Annotated in this window: 15 protein-coding genes; 6 read left to right on the top strand and 9 right to left on the bottom strand. The window is 66.6% G+C overall.

All coding sequences use genetic code 11. The features are described from left to right. Position 1 precedes the first annotated feature (1 nt). The 7 genes from CBI38_RS40215 to CBI38_RS08970 all read right to left on the bottom strand — a co-directional run bounded on the left by CBI38_RS40215 (position 2) and on the right by CBI38_RS08970 (position 7,620). The gene (locus tag CBI38_RS40215; RefSeq protein WP_261343238.1) at positions 2 to 721 is read right to left on the bottom strand and encodes a TrbL/VirB6 family protein; all 720 of its coding nucleotides are present in this window, start codon (positions 719 to 721) and stop codon (positions 2 to 4) included. Between the two features lie 127 nt (positions 722 to 848). After that, positions 849 to 1,643 carry a hypothetical protein gene (locus CBI38_RS08995; RefSeq protein WP_109328210.1) on the bottom strand — a complete coding sequence of 265 codons (795 nt, stop codon included), beginning with the start codon at positions 1,641 to 1,643 and terminating at the stop codon, positions 849 to 851. A 188-nt stretch (positions 1,644 to 1,831) separates the two neighbouring features. Further along, a complete protein-coding gene (locus CBI38_RS08990) occupies positions 1,832 to 3,778 on the bottom strand; it encodes an FAD-dependent monooxygenase (protein ID WP_109328208.1) in 1,947 nt (648 codons plus the stop codon). Between the two features lies 1 nt (position 3,779). Then, positions 3,780 to 5,093 carry an MFS transporter gene (locus CBI38_RS08985; RefSeq protein ID WP_109328206.1) on the bottom strand — a complete coding sequence of 438 codons (1,314 nt, stop codon included), beginning with the start codon at positions 5,091 to 5,093 and terminating at the stop codon, positions 3,780 to 3,782. 131 nt (positions 5,094 to 5,224) lie between these two features. Beyond that, positions 5,225 to 6,160 carry a LysR substrate-binding domain-containing protein gene (locus tag CBI38_RS08980; protein ID WP_109328204.1) on the bottom strand — a complete coding sequence of 312 codons (936 nt, stop codon included), beginning with the start codon at positions 6,158 to 6,160 and terminating at the stop codon, positions 5,225 to 5,227. Positions 6,161 to 6,187: 27 nt separating this feature from the next. Further along, complete coding sequence (locus CBI38_RS08975) at positions 6,188 to 6,865, bottom strand: chymotrypsin family serine protease (protein ID WP_109328202.1); 678 nt, start codon at positions 6,863 to 6,865, stop codon at positions 6,188 to 6,190. Between the two features lie 155 nt (positions 6,866 to 7,020). After that, positions 7,021 to 7,620 (bottom strand): TetR/AcrR family transcriptional regulator, encoded by a 600-nt coding sequence (locus tag CBI38_RS08970; RefSeq protein ID WP_109328200.1) that lies wholly within the window; start codon positions 7,618 to 7,620, stop codon positions 7,021 to 7,023. 165 nt (positions 7,621 to 7,785) lie between these two features. On the opposite strand from CBI38_RS08970, the gene CBI38_RS08965 reads away from it, so the two are divergent. Beyond that, positions 7,786 to 9,264 (top strand): flavin-containing monooxygenase, encoded by a 1,479-nt coding sequence (locus CBI38_RS08965; protein ID WP_109328198.1) that lies wholly within the window; start codon positions 7,786 to 7,788, stop codon positions 9,262 to 9,264. Here the strand turns inward: CBI38_RS08965 and CBI38_RS08960 are convergent. Together CBI38_RS08960 and CBI38_RS08955 are read right to left on the bottom strand one after the other, a co-directional pair. Beyond that, entirely contained in the window at positions 9,245 to 10,393 is a 1,149-nt protein-coding gene (locus tag CBI38_RS08960) for an acyl-CoA dehydrogenase family protein (protein ID WP_109328196.1), read from the bottom strand. The genes CBI38_RS08965 and CBI38_RS08960 overlap by 20 nt on opposite strands. An 11-nt stretch (positions 10,394 to 10,404) precedes the next feature. Further along, positions 10,405 to 11,586 (bottom strand): thiolase family protein, encoded by a 1,182-nt coding sequence (locus CBI38_RS08955; protein WP_109328194.1) that lies wholly within the window; start codon positions 11,584 to 11,586, stop codon positions 10,405 to 10,407. A gap of 539 nt (positions 11,587 to 12,125) precedes the next feature. Between CBI38_RS08955 and CBI38_RS08945 the strand changes: the two genes are divergently transcribed. The 5 genes from CBI38_RS08945 to CBI38_RS08925 all read left to right on the top strand — a co-directional run bounded on the left by CBI38_RS08945 (position 12,126) and on the right by CBI38_RS08925 (position 15,820). Next, complete coding sequence (locus tag CBI38_RS08945; protein ID WP_109328191.1) at positions 12,126 to 12,374, top strand: type II toxin-antitoxin system Phd/YefM family antitoxin; 249 nt, start codon at positions 12,126 to 12,128, stop codon at positions 12,372 to 12,374. Continuing rightward, the gene (locus CBI38_RS08940) at positions 12,371 to 12,625 is read left to right on the top strand and encodes a Txe/YoeB family addiction module toxin (RefSeq protein WP_109328189.1); all 255 of its coding nucleotides are present in this window, start codon (positions 12,371 to 12,373) and stop codon (positions 12,623 to 12,625) included. Before CBI38_RS08945 ends, CBI38_RS08940 begins: the two co-directional genes overlap by 4 nt. Positions 12,626 to 12,884: 259 nt before the next feature. Further along, positions 12,885 to 13,040, top strand: a complete 156-nt coding sequence (locus CBI38_RS38910) for a hypothetical protein (RefSeq protein WP_230990215.1) — start codon at positions 12,885 to 12,887, stop codon at positions 13,038 to 13,040. A 284-nt stretch (positions 13,041 to 13,324) separates the two neighbouring features. Next, positions 13,325 to 13,597 (top strand): hypothetical protein, encoded by a 273-nt coding sequence (locus CBI38_RS08935; RefSeq protein WP_109328187.1) that lies wholly within the window; start codon positions 13,325 to 13,327, stop codon positions 13,595 to 13,597. A gap of 1,053 nt (positions 13,598 to 14,650) precedes the next feature. Next, complete coding sequence (locus tag CBI38_RS08925) at positions 14,651 to 15,820, top strand: anti-sigma-D factor RsdA (protein ID WP_109328185.1); 1,170 nt, start codon at positions 14,651 to 14,653, stop codon at positions 15,818 to 15,820. The last annotated feature ends 3 nt before the right edge of the window (positions 15,821 to 15,823 follow it).

The raw sequence follows: 15,823 nt of genomic DNA, 5'->3' as shown, positions 1-15,823 counted from the left end.
CCTACTTCGCGCGCGTCGATCGGGAGGCCGACGCCGATCCTGCACGCGACCTCGCGGGCGGAAGCGCCTTCCCCGCAGTCTTGCGGGCAATCGCCTTCTTCGCCGGGACCGACTTCTTTGCGGGAGCTTTCTTGGCGGGAGCCTTCTTGGCGGCGGCCGGTGTGCCGGCCGGCATCTTTGTTGCCGCACTCGCAGTCTTTGCCGGAGCCTTCTTTGCCGGAGCTTTCTCGGCAGGAGCCGACCTCTCCGGCGCCGGGGCGGCCCCGGGAGAGGGCGCAACCACCGACGTCGCCGCAGGGTTCGAAGCAGGAGCCGTGTGGGAAGCAGGAGCAGTGTCGGAGGTAAGAGCATCGTTCGCGGCCGGCACATCCCGCGGCGGTGACGAGGTGACGGATTCTGAATTTGTCCGACCGCGGGAACGGGCGGCGTTGATCTGCCGCAGCGCCAACGCCGTTCCCCCGACAGTGACCACCACCGGCCACTCGACGAGACCGATCGCACCTACCGCCGCCAACGTCGCTACCGCCGTCGACGTCGAATGGCTGCCGCTGTCGAACCCGCTTCGGGCCCCACTCGCGGCGCCGCGCACAGCCCCGGTCGCAATGCCCCGCAGACCGCCGACGACGCTACCGATCGCGGCACCGCCGACCGCACCGACAGCACTCGTCGTGGCGGTCGCGACCCCGGTCACGGCACGTACAGTGCCGTCGACGATGTCCATATCGGCTCCCCTCGGCTGTGTCCACACACCACCGCGACGCGGCGGCATCACACACTGCGTTACCCACCCCAGGGTATTCTCAATCCCGCAGACCGGCGAGCCAGGTTTCTCAACACCTAGCCGATACTCAAATGCTGCTCTGCCTCAAGTCAATTCGCTCGCCCTGCTCGGTGCGCCAGAAACTCCACCCGTCGTGCGTCTCCACGTCACCGCTGATATGACTGGCAACCGCACTGGCCGCGGTGGTGGGGTCGGGAAAGCGGCGGCCCTGCATCGGACCGCGCACGATTTCGAGGCTGTGTGTATCGGAGTCGAAGCGCCCCACCAACCGGTACCCCTCGAAGTCGGCGACCACCTCGAGTCGGGTATCTATCACCTCGTCCAACAGAGCGGCCGCTTTGGTGGGCTTCTTCCGGGCATTCGTGCGGGCCAGCGCGTCGGCGTGCAGCACCTCCGCGGTCTTCGCCCGCTGGGCGTCGCTGTACAGGCTCGGGTCTTTTGCCCCCGACAGTCCCAGCAGATCCCAGCGACCCCGTCCGTGCGCGACGCGACTCAGTGGAATGGCGTGGTGTCCGGTTCGCGTGCGGCCGGGGGTGTCCATCATCCACAGGTCCACCTCGGCGCGGATGTCGTCGGCGACCTCGGCGGACGGAACCACGAAGAACTCGTGAGGTTCGCTCGCCAGGTCGACGAACACCCAGAACTGCGAGCCCGTGTCGTCGTCGTCGAGCGACTCGTCTTGCTTACGGGCCTGCCAGTCGCCGCTGAGCTTGGACCGCACCCGCACGATGCGGCTCTGGCCGTCGTCACCCCAGACCTGAACAGGATTGCGCCGCGAATGGGTGAGCCGGACTGCTTTGCCGCCCCGTTCCGTGACGTCGGCGATGAAGGCCTGGATTCCCCGGCTGGCGGTGTCTTCCACTTGTGTACGTGTCCATCCGTGATGCTGCGTCCCGTACGCAGGTGGAGAGAGGTGTGGCGACGGGTTTGCACAGCACGACTCGGCGTTCTTCCCTCACCATACGTGCAACTACCCGCCCAGCGGTATCACCCGTGCGCGCGAGCCGCATGCCGCGCCTCGGCGAGCCACGCCGACGCCGGCGCGCCGGGCTAAGCGTCCACCACGGAGTGTTTCGACGCACTGTGACGTGCTTTGCTGCTCACAGCCGATGCAGCAGCTAGCGCTTCCACGAACTCGCGTCGACCCGATTGCGATCCGAGCAGCATCGCGAGCCGGGTGAGGAAACCTTCCCGGTCCGTCTCGTCCGCCTGGTCGAGTGCCTCCGACAGTCCCATCCACGCGTTCTCGCGTACCAGTTCCTCCGGTGTCGCACCGGCCTCGGTATGAGCGGGGACGACACCGGAGGTCGGCGCGGTCGCGGACCGCAGGTGCTCGTGGATCTGCCCGAGCAGCGATACATCGCGTACCCGGCACAGGACGAGCCCGTCCGGGCGAATGACAAACACCTCCCCGTCGGACGCACCGAGGGCCCGCGACAGCACACCGTCACCGTCGTCGAGCACCGTCAGGTCGGTGGCCGGGTCCACCTCGACACCGGCGCGAGGAACCACGATCGCCTGCACCGATTCGGGCGACAGCGCCATGGCGAGGGCGGCGGCGTGGGCCGCGATCACGTCTGCTGCTGCGGCGTCGAGGCCGATGCCGAGCACGGCGAATCCCGTTCCGCGTACCTGGTTCAGTGACGACTCCACCGTGCCGCTCGTCGTGACGACGCGCACCCGCCGATCCTCCATCGGGTCGCCGGGCAGCACTCCGGTCGTGCCCTGGGCCACCGGCCAGGTCAACGGTGACAGGTGTGCGTGCGTGGCGCTGGACTGTCGCGGGTTGATCAGGTGAGCGAACTCCGGACGCGTGGTTGCCAGCGCCAGCACTGCGTCGCGGGTGGTCCGGTAGCCGTGACTCCCCGGCGACATGATGAGCGTCGACTTGCCGGCGTTGTCGACGTTCTGCTGCCACGCCCCCCGGCGTTCCGTCGAATACGCTTGCAGCAGCACCTCGTCGGCGGTTCCGTGCACGACGGCGGCAAGCTGCCAGGCCAGGGTCTCCGCGTCTTCCATTCCGGAGTTCAACCCGCGCACACCGAAGATCGGCACCAAATGGGCGGCGTCACCCGCGAACAAGATCCGATCGTGCGTGAAAGTTTCCAATGCGAGCGCGTGCGCTCGGTAGAAACCATGCCATTCGAGGGTCCACGGCACGTCGTTCTCGAGCCACTCGAGGTGCCGGGTGATGCGGTCGCGGATCCGGTGCTCCTGGGTCTCGACTGCGGCGTCGTCCGAAGCATCGAGCTGGTAGTCGATGCGCCAGATGTCCCGCGGCTGCTGGTGCATGATGATCGTGGACCCGGGATTGCTCGGCGGATCGAACCACACCATCCGCTCGGCAGGCAGCTTCGACTCCCAGTGAATGTCGGCGATCACGTAGCTTCCCTCGTAGCTGTTGCCCTGCAACCGAAGTCCTGCCAACTCGCGCATCCGGCTTCGGCCACCGTCCGCGGCGACGACCCAGCAGGCACGAAGCGTCCGCGCACCGAAGGCGGTATCGATGTCGAGCATCACTTCTTTGCCCGCCCGCACGACGCCCACGACCCGCGCCGACCAGTGCAGCGTGATCAGCGGATGCGCGAGCAAAGCTTCTGTCATGATCTGCTCGATCTCGGACTGCGAGACGTTGACCATCGGTCCCCGGACATCGTGCTCGCTGTGCGGCATCTGGAAGTGCAGCACCTCTTGGCCGCGGTAGTAGCTGCGACCGCCGACCCAGGGAAGAACGATCTTCTCGAGTTCGGGCCCGACGCCGAGTCGGGCCGCCACCTCGAGGCTGTGCCGGGAGATGCAAATGGCGCGGCTACCGAACGACACCTGGTCGGCAGACTCGAGGACCGTTACCGCGATTCCGCGCTGTGCGAGTCCCAGCGCGACGCCCATGCCCACCGGCCCGGCGCCTACCACGACGACGGGCAGTGGCTCGTCACCGGCGGTCATCGACGTGAAGTCGGTCGCCGGGTACTTCGGGGGGTGGAAATAAGTGGACATGTCAGGAAACCTTCTCTTCGTCGCGAACGTCGTTCGTCTCCGGCAACAGCAGAATGGCGACGAGACTGACGACCGCGATCACGACGAAGTACGCGGTGACGGCCATCGAGTTCTCGAACACCTGGAACAGCCACGTCGCCATGAACGGCGCCAGCCCCCCGCCCAGGATGGCGCCGATCTGGTAGCCGAGCGATGCCCCGCTGTACCGGATGTGCGCGGGGAACAGTTCGGCGAACAACGCCGACTGCGGGCCCGCGGTGGTGCCCAGAACCGCGGCCATCACGACCATGGCGAGCAGCATCACCGGAATCGATGCCGTGTCGATCAGCGGGAAGAACACCGCCGCCATGGCGACGAGCGCCACCGAACTCCAGGTGTAGACGCGCCTACGACCGAAGGTGTCGGATTTTGCGGCCGAGATCGCCATTCCCGCCATCCACACGGGGCATGCCACGATCAACAAGGTGAGCATCGTTCCGCGGCTGAAGCCGAGTTCTGTGGTGCCGTAGGTGAGGACGTAGACCATGAACACGTAGGCGATGCCGTTGGTCGCGATGAAGGTGCCGGCCGCCAGCAGGACGGTCCGCCAGTTCTTGGTCAGAACCTCGACGATCGGCATCTTGACGACGGCGTCGGTCTTCTTCACCTCGGTGAAGGCGGGACTTTCGAGCACGCCCAGGCGAATCCACATCGCGACTCCGACCAGTACCGCGCTCATCAGGAACGGCACCCGCCACCCCCATGTCTGGAACGCGTCGTCCGGCAAGAGCTGAGTGACGGCGAGGAACACGACGTTGGCCATGATCACCCCGGCAGGCACGCCCATCTGCGGAGCGGCGCCATACAGTCCGCGCTTGCCGGCAGGCGCGTTCTCGGTAGCCATGAGGACGGCCCCGCCCCACTCGCCGCCGACGCCGATGCCCTGGACGAACCGCAACACCACCAACAGGATCGGGGCGGCCACACCGATCGCCTCGAAGTTGGGCAGCAACCCGATGCCGACGGTCGCCGCGCCCATCATCGTCAGCGACAACACCAGCATGGACTTGCGGCCGATCCGGTCACCGAAGTGGCCCATGACGACGCCACCTATCGGCCGGGCGATGAAACCCACGGCAAACGTGGCGAACGCGGCCAGTGTGCCGGCGAACGCCGAGGCGCCGGGAAAGAACTGGGGTCCGATCACCAGGGCGGCGGCAGTGCCGTAGATGAAGAAGTCGTACCACTCGATCGCGGTACCGACGAAGCTCGACAGGACCGCCCTGCGAGCTTCTTTGGGAGACACCGTCGGTGCCGCCTCGGTGATTGCCGTCATGAATCTGCCTTCCCGTCTGCCGCGCACACTCATCGCGCTAGGAAAACAATGACGCGCCTCACAAGCCTTGAAAAGCGGGACTATCCCCGGTTCATGTGCGGAAAATCCGGGGAAGGTGGAAGACGCCCAGATCAGGCCGGATCGCCGTCGCCGGCATTGGTGGAAACGAACCGGATGAATGCTCGCGCCGCCCGGCTCAGCGTCGCCCCCTGATGCCAGGCAACCACCACGGTCACCGACGGCGGCTTCGGTTCGGCGATCGGTTTCACCACAACGGGCAGGCCTTCATAGGTCACGTCGACCCGGGGTCGCTGGAGCAGCAGCGTCCATCCCAGCCCACGCCCCACGAAGGCACGGGCCGTTTCGAAGTTGGCCGTGCGGTAGGCCACGCGCGGGGCGAACCCGGCGCCCCGGCAGACGTCCATCGCGTGATGGGTGCTCGGCGGCGCGTCCAGCAGGACCATCGGGTGCTCGGCCAAGTCTGCCAGCCGCACCGGTCCGTCGACGCCTGCCAGCGGGTGTTCGGCCCCGAGCACCACCATCGGCTCACGGGTCATCAGGGGAACGGTGCGCCACTCGGGCGACAGCTCGAGGTCGTACACGATGGCGACGTCGAGTTCGCCGCCCTCTAGTTCGGTGCGGAGCCGGTTCTGCGTGTCTTCCCGGAACTCGACGGAAGCCCTCGGATACTCGGCGGTGAACGAGTAGAGCATGGCCGGGAGAATTGTCGGCCCGAGCGCCGGATAACACCCGACCGCAATGGGGCCGGCCACCACACCACCCGCACCCGACGCGTCGGCCTGCAATTCGCCCGCCTGCTGCAACAGGGTGCGTGCCCGGGACAGCACCGCTTCGCCCGTCGGCGTCAACTGCACCCCGCGGGCGCGGCGGCGGACGCACAATTGGGCCTTCAGTGCTTTTTCGAGGTCGGTGACGGCCGCGGACAGCGCGGACTGCGACAGATGCAACCGCTCGGCAGCACCGCTGATGGTGCCCGTTTCCGCGACAGCCACGAACGCCGCCAGCTGGCGCATCGTGTACGCGGGAACGTTGTCGGTCCGGGGCATGAACGACACGGTAACGTGCGCCGCCGGTCAGCGAACAGGTCTGAAGCCTGCTCCGAAGCTCTGCTGTGCGTCGATGTCCGCCAGGATGGGACCGATCTTCCCGTAGATGAACGGCGCCTCCGGGGCGGCGTCGAGCCCGGCGCTGATCCCGACGAGCTTGTCGCCCACGACGAGCGGCCCACCCGAATCACCCGGACCCATGAGGGCCCAGTTCTGCAGGTGAATTCCCGCGAAGGCAGCTAGGGCACCGCACGTCTTGCCGGTGGTAGGGCCGTATTTACAGGCGATGTTCCAGGGTTCTGCGTCGCCGACACTGTTCACGACGACGTCACTGCCCTCGCCGTACCTACTCGGCGCGACGACCGCCGGATTCAACTCGAGCACCGCGTAATCCACCGCATGGAACGTTCCGGCGGGATTCGTCGACCAGATGTCGGTCTCCCACCCGATCGGTCCGCGGTCCGCCTCCCCGATCTTGTAGATGGGGGTGCCGGCCTGCTGGTGGCAGTGCCCGATCGTCAGGGCGACGAGACGGCCGGCGTCGTCATTCCCGACGGCCGCGATGGTGCAGAAGCCGTCGACGTCGGGATTCGTCGTGTATGCGGTGCCCGGTCCGACATGGACGCCCGGGTCGGCATGCGCTGCAGGCGTACTCACGAAAGCCACAGCCAGCAGCCCGGTGAGGATGAGAAGTGCTTTCTTCATGGTCAGTCCTGTCCGCCCGCCGACGCGTGGTCCCGAAGTCCCGCGGCCACAGCCTAACCGACGTCGCCCCGGACGGCGCGTCGGTCGGCGGCGAGCATCCTTGCACCACTTGCGTTCAGCACCGACGACAGTGCGCCGGGGACGCACTGTCTCACTCACATCGGGGAGCTCGTGGCCAGCAGCACCCGCAGGCTGTCGGTGACGACGCGGGCGGAGATCGTGGGATCGATCGCGCGCTGAATGCCCAGGCCCACGCCGAGACCGAGGATGCTGCTCGCCGCGTCCTCGGCCGGCATCGGCAGCGTGACCCCGAGCGACTCCGTGAACGACGTCAAGAGGTTCACCGCGATGTCGCGCGCGGCGCCGAGTGTGGCGGTAAGCGCCTCGCGCAGCTCCGGATCGTGCCGGGAGAGCACGATCAGTTCGAACTCGAGCATCGTCCATCCCACGTCACCGAGAGTGTTTTCCGCCCAGGACTCGAACGCGCCGAGCCGGTCTTCCGCGGTGTCGCCGTGGCCGAGCGCAGCCGCGATCTCGGCACCTTTCGTCGCGTGGATCAAACCTAGGACCTCGAGGCACAACTCCTTCTTGTTCTTGAAATTGGAGTAGACCGCGCCCTTCGAGTAGCCGGCCGAGTCGGCGACCTTTTCGAGCGACGTTCCCGCGTAGCCGTCGGCCAGAAAGAGGTCCCGGGCTGTGGACACGAGGTGCGCACGCGTCTGCGCCTGACTCTCCGACCTGGTCAAACGCCCCATGTGCACCCTTTCTTCGGCGTCCTCCGAGATTAATCCAACTTTTCATATACCGTCGGTATCTGAAATCTGCTAGGTTCTGTATATGACGTCCAGTGACACACATCTCAGTAGCGGCTTGGTGGTCGTTGGTGGCACTCGAACTCAACTCGCGAAGGGAGTGCGCGCATGACGCACTACGACATCCTCGTCATCGGCGCCGGCATATCCGGCATCGGAGCGGCCATCCGGCTGAGACAGAACGGCATCGAGAATTTCGTGATTCTCGAGAAGGGCGACGCGCTCGGCGGGACCTGGCGCGACAACACCTACCCGGGCTGCGCGTGTGACGTACCCTCCGCCCTGTACTCCTATTCCTTTGCCCCCAACCGGGAATGGTCTCGACTGTTCGCCGGGCAGGAGGAGATTCGCCGCTACATCGAGCGGACCGCCGGCAACCACGGAGTTCCAGGGCACGTGCAATTCGGAACCGAAGTCCAGCGCGCTCAGTGGAACGAGGACACCCGGCGATGGACGGTCGACACCACCGCCGGAACCTTCACGTCCGACGCGATCATCGCCGCGGCGGGGCCGTGGAACGAACCGCTCGTCCCCGACGTCCCCGGTCTCGACACCTTTCCCGGTGAGGTCTTCCACTCGTCCCGCTGGAACCACGACTTCGACCTCACCGGTCGACGCATCGCCGTCGTCGGAACCGGGGCGTCCGCGGTGCAGTTCGTTCCCGCCATCCAACCGCACGTGGCGGAACTGCACCTTTACCAGCGGACGGCGCAGTGGGTTCTGCCCAAACCCGATGTCGCACTGCGCGGCGTCGAGCGCGCCGTCCTGCGCCGGGTACCGGGCGCGATTCGGGCGTTGCGGCGGGTCGAGTACGCCATCATGGAGTCGCTCGGACTCGGGTTTGGGCACCCGTGGATTCTGAAGGTGGTACAGCAGATCGGTAAGGCACAGTTGCTGGCCCAGGTGCGTGACCGCGAACTCCGAGCGTCCCTGACGCCCGATTACACGCTCGGATGCAAGCGCCTGCTGATGTCGAACACGTACTACCCGGCGCTGACACAGCCGAACGTGGAGGTGCATGCCAATGCCGTCGCGTCGGTGCGTGGGAACGTGGTGGTGGGCACCGACGGCGAGGAACGAGAGGTGGACGCCATCGTCTTCGGCACCGGCTTCCACATTCTCGACATGCCGATCGGGGCGCGGGTTTTCGATGGAGAGGGCCGCAGCCTCGACGATCACTGGAAGGGCAGCCCTCAGGCGTACCTAGGCACCACCGTCGCGGGCTTCCCCAACGCCTTCGTCCTGCTGGGACCCGCGCTGGGCACCGGCCACACCTCCGCATTCATGATCCTCGAGGCGCAACTCGACTACGTGATGCAGGCGCTCACGCACGCCCGCAGCAGGGGGTGGAGCCGGTGGGAATCGCGCCGAGAGGTGCAGGACGCCTTCAACGCGCAGGTGCAGGAGGCTCTGGCCACCACCGTTTACAACGCCGGTGGGTGCCAGAGCTACTTCCTGGACGTCAACGGGCGCAACAGCTTCAACTGGCCGTGGTCGACCGATCGAATGCGTCGCCGCCTCGGCCGTTTCGACGAGGCGGCGTACGAGGTGACGTGCGAGCCTGCGATTACAGCGACTTCGCGATGATGCCCTTCATCACCTCGTTGGCGCCCGCGTAGATCTTCTGGACGCGGGCGTCCTCGTACATGCGGGCGATGAGATACTCGCGCATGTAGCCGTACCCACCGTGCAATTGAACGCAGCGGTCGATCACCTCGCACTGTTTCTCGGTGAGCCAGTACTTGACCATTGCCGCCTCGGACGGGTCGAGTTCACCGCGCAGATGCGCCTCGATGCAGTGGTCGAGAAACACCTGGCAGGTGCGCGCGATGGTCTGGCATTCGGCAAGCTCGAATGCAGTGTTCTGGAACTCGAATAGGCTGTGACCGAACGCCTGCCGCGACTTCGTGTACGCCACGGTGTCTTCGACCGCACGCTTCATCGCACCCGAGGCCTGCGCCCCGATGATCAACCGTTCCTGCACCAACTGGGCCATCAACTGCCCGAAACCCTGCCCCTCGGACTCACCGAGCAGATTGTCGACGGGTATCCGCACATCGGTGAAGGACAACTCCGACGTGTCGGCACCGTGCTGGCCCACCTTGTCGAGGACGCGTCCGACGGTGAAGCCGGGACAGTCCCGCAGATCGACGATCACCAGCGACACACCCTTGGCGCCGGCCTTCGGATCGGTCTTGACCGCCAGGACAATCATGTCGGCGGACGCACCGTTGGTGATGAACGTCTTCGAACCGTTGATCACATAGTCGTCGCCGTCACGGATGGCCGTGGTTTTGATCGCCTTCAAGTCGGAACCGGCGCCCGGCTCCGTCATGCCGATCGCACCGAGGATTTCCCCAGTCGCCATGCCCGGCAGCCACGCCTTCTTCTGCGCTTCCGAGCCGTACTCGACGAGGTAGTGCGCGACGATGCCGGAGTGCACCGAGATGCCGAACGCGAGGTCACCGGCGTAACCCTGGGCCTCGAACACGGCAAGGTCGTGGGCGAACGTGCCCCCGCCCCCGCCATACTCCTCGGGCACGGAGCAGCACAACAGACCGAGCTGACCGGCGGTGTGCCACACAGATCGGTCGATGCGATGTTGCGCGTCCCACTTGTCGTTGTGCGCGACCACTTCTCGCTCGAAGAACCCGATCGCGAGCTCGGACAAGGCCCTTACTTCGTCGTCGTGCCACGACGGGACGTGCTTCTTCATGTCCGTACGCCTCAGACTCGACGGAACAGCGCGGCGAGGGACTGCCCCCCGCCGATGCACATGGTGACGATGCCCAGTTCGAGGTCACGGCGGACCAGGTCCTTGGCGACCCGCAGACTCAGGATCGCGCCGGTGGCGCCGACCGGATGCCCGAGCGCGATGGCCCCGCCGTACGGGTTGGTCTTTTCCGGGTCGAGCTTGGCGTCCCGGATCACCGCGACCGCCTGCGAGGCGAACGCCTCGTTCAACTCGATCACGTCGATATCGCCCGGGGTGGTGCCGGTCTGCTCGAACAGCTTCGCCAGCGCCAGAACGGGGGCGTACCCCATCAGACCCGGGTCCATCGCCGCGGTCGCGACGGCCTCGAGCGTGACGAGCCCGGTCAGGCCCTTCTCGCGGGCGGCGGACTGGGTGGCCAGCACCAGGGCCGCGGCTCCGTCGTTGATACCGGACGCGTTGCCGGCGGTCACCGAACCGCCCTCCTCGAACGCCGGACGCAGCTTCGCGAGGGTTTCGAGGGTGGTGCCGGGTTTGGGGTGCTCGTCGACCTCGACGGTGGTCGGACGGCGCCCGCTGATCGCGACAGGGGTGATCTCCTCGGCGAATGCGGCCTTCGCGGCGTCGGTGGCGGCGCGGCGCTGGCTCTCGACAGCGAACTCGTCCTGCTGCTGCCGGCTCACGTCGTACTTGCGGGCGACGGCCTCGGCGGTGCGGCCCATGTGGACACCACCGAACGGGTCGGTGAGGATCGCGACTGTGCCGTCGACGAGCGAACGGTCACCGAGCTTGTACCCCGACCGGGCGCCGAAGTCGTAGAACGGCATCCGGGACATGCTCTCGTCGCCTCCGGCGAGGGCGAAGTTCACCCCACCCCAGCGCATCTGTTGCGCCGCCGACCACACCGCTTGGAGGCCGCTGCCGCAGAGGCGGTTGACCGTGTAGGCGGGGGTGCTCTCGGGTAGGCCTGCTGCGAGGGCGACCCGGCGGGCGTTGTAGGCGTCCGGGCCCACCTGACCGATGCAGCCCATGACCACCTCGTCGATGTCGTCACCGGCGACTCCGGCCCGGCCCAGCGCTGCCCGCGCCGCGGTCGCACCCAGCTCGTGCGCGGGCACACCGGCGAGCGTGCCACCGAAGCTGCCGACCGGCGTCCGCGCGCCGTCGATTACCACGATCGGTTCAGGAGAATTCATCAGATGCCCTTCCGTTTGCTCCCGGTCCGGGGAGGTAGTAGGACATCAAAGTAGCGCGCCTCTCGAAACGGGTGTCGAGTGACCTGCGTGATGCTTCTCAGCGGTGAGCTCGGCGAGCTCACCGCGTCGACGAACTTCGTCGCCTGGTCCCGCTTGACCCCCGGTGACGCCTAGAGGGTCGTTTCTACGTCCCAGTCGGGCCACGAATGCGCCTGACGGGCCAGGACACCCACCCCCTCAGTGCACCACCCGAAGACCATACGAAGCCTGTCGAAGACACGCACCGGTGGGGTGAGGTGCATACGGTGACCGAATTCGGCAGCAAGATTGAATGTAGAAGCGATGGGTGGTTCCGGAAACCACGCGCCACACCGAAACATCGACACCGCCACCCCGGCGCTCCGAGACAACGTCCGGTGCCACACCGGTACCATATTGCGTACCGCTATGGTCTGGTTTGGGCGTGTGATCGGCCGGTGGCGGGGAAGTCCCGGCCCGACACGCACACCACTACGGAAGGTCTCTGAGAGAGGTCGGATATGACTGCAATAACAGCCACCGAGGCCAGGAAGAACCTGTTCGGCTTGGTCAGCCAAGTGAACAAGGACCACACAATCGTGGAAATAGTCTCCAAGAACGGGAACGCTGTTCTTCTCTCGAAGGACGACTACGACTCCATCATGGAAACGGCCTACCTGCTGTCCAGCCCGGCGAACGCTCGCCGCCTGTTTCGCAGTCTGGAGGCAACCCGGCGCGGTGAATACACCGAAAGGGAACTGATCGAGTGAACACCGCCTCCACCGACGACGGGTGGGAGGACTACACCCACTGGTCGATCACCGACCGCAAAATTCTGAAGAAGATCAACGACCTGATCAAAGACATCAAGCGGTCACCCTACGAAGGCATCGGGAAGCCCGAACGCCTCCGCCACATCGACGACAACGTCTGGTCCCGGCGCATCACCCAGGAACACCGGTTGGTGTACGTGATCGTCGACGACACAGTCGTCATCCAGCAAGCCCGCCACCACTACTAGAACAGACCCGACCCGAGGTCGATCCGATGAAAACATCGTCGGCGAAGACCAGACGTGTCATCGGCCGGCACGGCCCACCGGCGCACCGGGCCTGGTCGTGGCCGGCACCACTGCCCGCTTCGGCGGCGTAATCGTCGACGTCTGTAGGCACGGCTCACCTGGTACACCGAAAAACATCGCGACGGCCGGCAGTGCTGCGCCACCGAGTGTGGAGGCCTTTCCCGACTGCGCCGCAGCGTAGGCAGCGGGCGCAGCACCGCTGTACGCAGCTTCCCCGGGCTACAGCCTCGACCTCGACCTCGATGGCGTCGCTTGCGAGACAGGACGCCCGGGGCATCTCGCCTCCGAGGTGGATTTCCTCGGCATTCCGTGCGACCGTGGCACCCCAATGATGCCGACCCAGAGATGCGCATAGACGTCTACCGGTCCGCCCAGAAGCGGGGCTCGCGCAGTGCCGCCCCTCTTGGGGTGCCGAAGCCAGCTCCTGCCCGCCGAGCGGCACATCAGACGTGCGTTGCGCGCCAAGTGCTATCGGGCGGGCCGTCCGGCACGACATGCTGTAGTCATGCACAACAGACGAAGCAATCGCATGACCGACCTTGGCCAGCAGACAGCCGGCGTGTGCAAGCAGTTGGGCACCCTGGCCGACGTGCAGCGCCACCTCGACAACGCCGCCGCGATGCTCGGGGACGTGATCGAATGAGCACGCCCGCTGACCTTGACGAGCAGGTCACCGCAGTGCGGGATGCGCTACACCGCCTACGCCGAACCCTCCTCGACCTCGAGCGCACCTACGCAGACCTCGATGCGACCGCGCTCGCGGTGGACGACCTCGGCGCCCCGGCCACGGCGCCGGAGGTGTTGGAGAGCGCCGTCGATGCCCTCCGCGCAGCCCAGGACACCCTCGGAACTGCTGACGCAGACCTCGACGTGGCGAAACGGCACACCTCAAGGCTGAGAAAGCGCGAATGACCGCGACCAACTTCCGCGGTGTCCCGGCGGCCCCTCGCTGTGGACATCCACCATAGGTCCACCCCACCTCTCCTCGGCGGATGGTCGTGAATCGGTTCGAACCGACGCACACCCCGAACGAAATCCCGAAAGAACAAGTCCGCCAGCATCGGCCGGCTTACCTAAGACACCGCGACAGTCCCGAATCTTGTGGTGATTGCTAATTGGAACTGATCGCGATCGGGCGGACACATCCACAGATGCGGCGACCACCCCGCTGCCGGTGACGTCCTCCACCGCCACTGGGGCGTCGGCACCAAGCCTCCGCAGTTGTGAGCCGGCTGAGATCCGTGGGGGTCACGCCTCTGAGCATGGCGGTACCGATACACCGGTCGGCAGGTTTCGCCAGTGCACCACCACGTCGAGACAGTCGGGCCTGACAATCGCGCCCGACTGCTGCGCCCCGAAGGTCACCACACCGGGCTGCCCAATCGCTGCCGAGCCGTCACCACCGGCGGCGCAGGGTCCGCCGCCGCCACAGCCGACGAACTGTCCACGCTGGACGACGCGACCGCGCTCGTGGAATCGCATGACCTGCGGCAACCGCCGGGCCTCGCCAAGTACCGGCTGCCGGGGGATAATCCCACTAGGAGGATCGTTCGCCCCGAAGACGATGCCCTTGCACAAACGTCGACCCCGGCCCAGGGCCTCAGGACCGCCCGAGTGTGCCGGGGTCGGCCCGAGCAGGACGTGTGCTCGTGCGACAAACTGCGTGCGCACCCACACCGGAAACCACGACCGCGTGGAGCGCTCCGATTGATCTTTCTTCGCTGACATGCGGTAACAAGTCGGAGCCCGTCACCGAAATAACAGATGACGCAGTCAACCGCGGGCGCTGGAGCCGAAAGGCGAGCAGGCAGGTGAACGAACTGCTCAGCACGCTGCCGGAATGGAACCGGGAGATCGTGATCCTTCGCCTCGTGGTCGGTAAGTCTGCCAGGACCCGGCCGTGGCGAGTACCACGGAAACTGGCGGCATGGCTCAACACCGAGCCATCGCAGGTGACGAGGGTAGGTGAGAGATGTGGCTAAGGGCATCACCCGCAACGGCAATCCCGATGCCGATCTCCCCGACGACGACGCCCCGGTGGACATCGCGGCAGTACGCCGCGACGACGCGCTGATCGACGCGATCGCCGGTGGCGATCCCGTCGCATCGGATTCGTCGGATCAGGACCAACTCGCGCTTCTGCTGACCAACTGGCGCGCCGCCATCGTCGCGACGCCGATGCCAACCGCTCCGCTGCTCGACGACGTGATCGCGGCGATCGACGCCTCCGACGCCCGTTCCGCAAACAGCGCCGCCCGCGGCACGCTCCGCCTGTTACGACCCATCGCCGGCGCTGCCGCCGCGATCGCGATCGTCATAGGTGGCGTCACCATCTTCTCGTACAACGCCGCACCCGGCGATCCACTCTGGAGCGTCAAATCGGTGGTGTTCAGCCAGCAGGCCGATTCGACCGTCGCGCAGATCGACACCACCTCCCAGCTGCAGGAAGCCGAGCGGCTGATCGCCGCGGGCGACGCGGAGGCGGCGAAGAACCTGCTCGAGGGCGCCGCCGACCGTGCCGGCGGGGTCCGCGACGCCGACACCCGCAACGAACTCGACGCATGGCGGGCGAAGCTGGCCGAAGAACTCGAGAAGATCGCCCCCACCACCCCGCCGACGACGACCACAACGGCCGGTACCGCCACCACCGAAGCGCCGACGACGACCCCCGAACTCCCGGCTACCGTGCTGGAAGCACCGGGTTCCACGACGGCGCCCGGAGTCGAGCAACTGCCGGAAACCCCGCCCCCAGATCTGCAGCTTCCCGGACCACCACCCACGTCAGCGCCGCCGCTCCCCACAACGACGCACACGCTTCCACCCGAGACATGGCAGTCCCCCAGCCCTGAACCCACCATCACGATGGTCCCGCCTCCGCAGCTGCCCGCGCCTGTGCCGCCGGACGACCCGACGACGCAACCACCCCCACCGTCGGAGAACCCGACGACCCAACCACACACCCAGCCCCCGCCGCCGGAGCCTTCGCCGGCGCCGCTCCCGCCGCAGGAGCCTTCGCCGGCGCCGCTCCCGCCGCAGGAGCCTTCGCCGGCGCCGCTCCCGCCGCAGGAGCCTTCTCTGCTCCCGCCGCAGGAGCCTTCTCCGGCGCCGCTCCCGCCGCCAGTCCCGGCCAGCTGAGTT

This window comes from Rhodococcus oxybenzonivorans (assembly GCF_003130705.1).
In the GTDB taxonomy this organism is placed as follows: Bacteria; Actinomycetota; Actinomycetes; order Mycobacteriales; family Mycobacteriaceae; genus Rhodococcus_F; species Rhodococcus_F oxybenzonivorans.
This window is presented reverse-complemented; position numbering and strand designations above follow the sequence as displayed.

Bases quoted from the DNA above. Each gene is read 5' to 3' on its own strand.
- CBI38_RS40215 (WP_261343238.1), bottom strand. From the start codon at position 721: ATGGACATCGTCGACGGCACTGTACGTGCCGTGACCGGGGTCGCGACC.
- CBI38_RS08990 (WP_109328208.1), bottom strand. From the start codon at position 3,778: ATGTCCACTTATTTCCACCCCCCGAAGTACCCGGCGACCGACTTCACG.
- CBI38_RS08985 (WP_109328206.1), bottom strand. From the start codon at position 5,093: ATGACGGCAATCACCGAGGCGGCACCGACGGTGTCTCCCAAAGAAGCT.
- CBI38_RS08980 (WP_109328204.1), bottom strand. From the start codon at position 6,160: ATGCCCCGGACCGACAACGTTCCCGCGTACACGATGCGCCAGCTGGCG.
- CBI38_RS08975 (WP_109328202.1), bottom strand. From the start codon at position 6,865: ATGAAGAAAGCACTTCTCATCCTCACCGGGCTGCTGGCTGTGGCTTTC.
- CBI38_RS08970 (WP_109328200.1), bottom strand. From the start codon at position 7,620: ATGGGGCGTTTGACCAGGTCGGAGAGTCAGGCGCAGACGCGTGCGCAC.
- CBI38_RS08965 (WP_109328198.1), top strand. From the start codon at position 7,786: ATGACGCACTACGACATCCTCGTCATCGGCGCCGGCATATCCGGCATC.
- CBI38_RS08960 (WP_109328196.1), bottom strand. From the start codon at position 10,393: ATGAAGAAGCACGTCCCGTCGTGGCACGACGACGAAGTAAGGGCCTTG.
- CBI38_RS08955 (WP_109328194.1), bottom strand. From the start codon at position 11,586: ATGAATTCTCCTGAACCGATCGTGGTAATCGACGGCGCGCGGACGCCG.
- CBI38_RS08945 (WP_109328191.1), top strand. From the start codon at position 12,126: ATGACTGCAATAACAGCCACCGAGGCCAGGAAGAACCTGTTCGGCTTG.
- CBI38_RS08935 (WP_109328187.1), top strand. From the start codon at position 13,325: ATGAGCACGCCCGCTGACCTTGACGAGCAGGTCACCGCAGTGCGGGAT.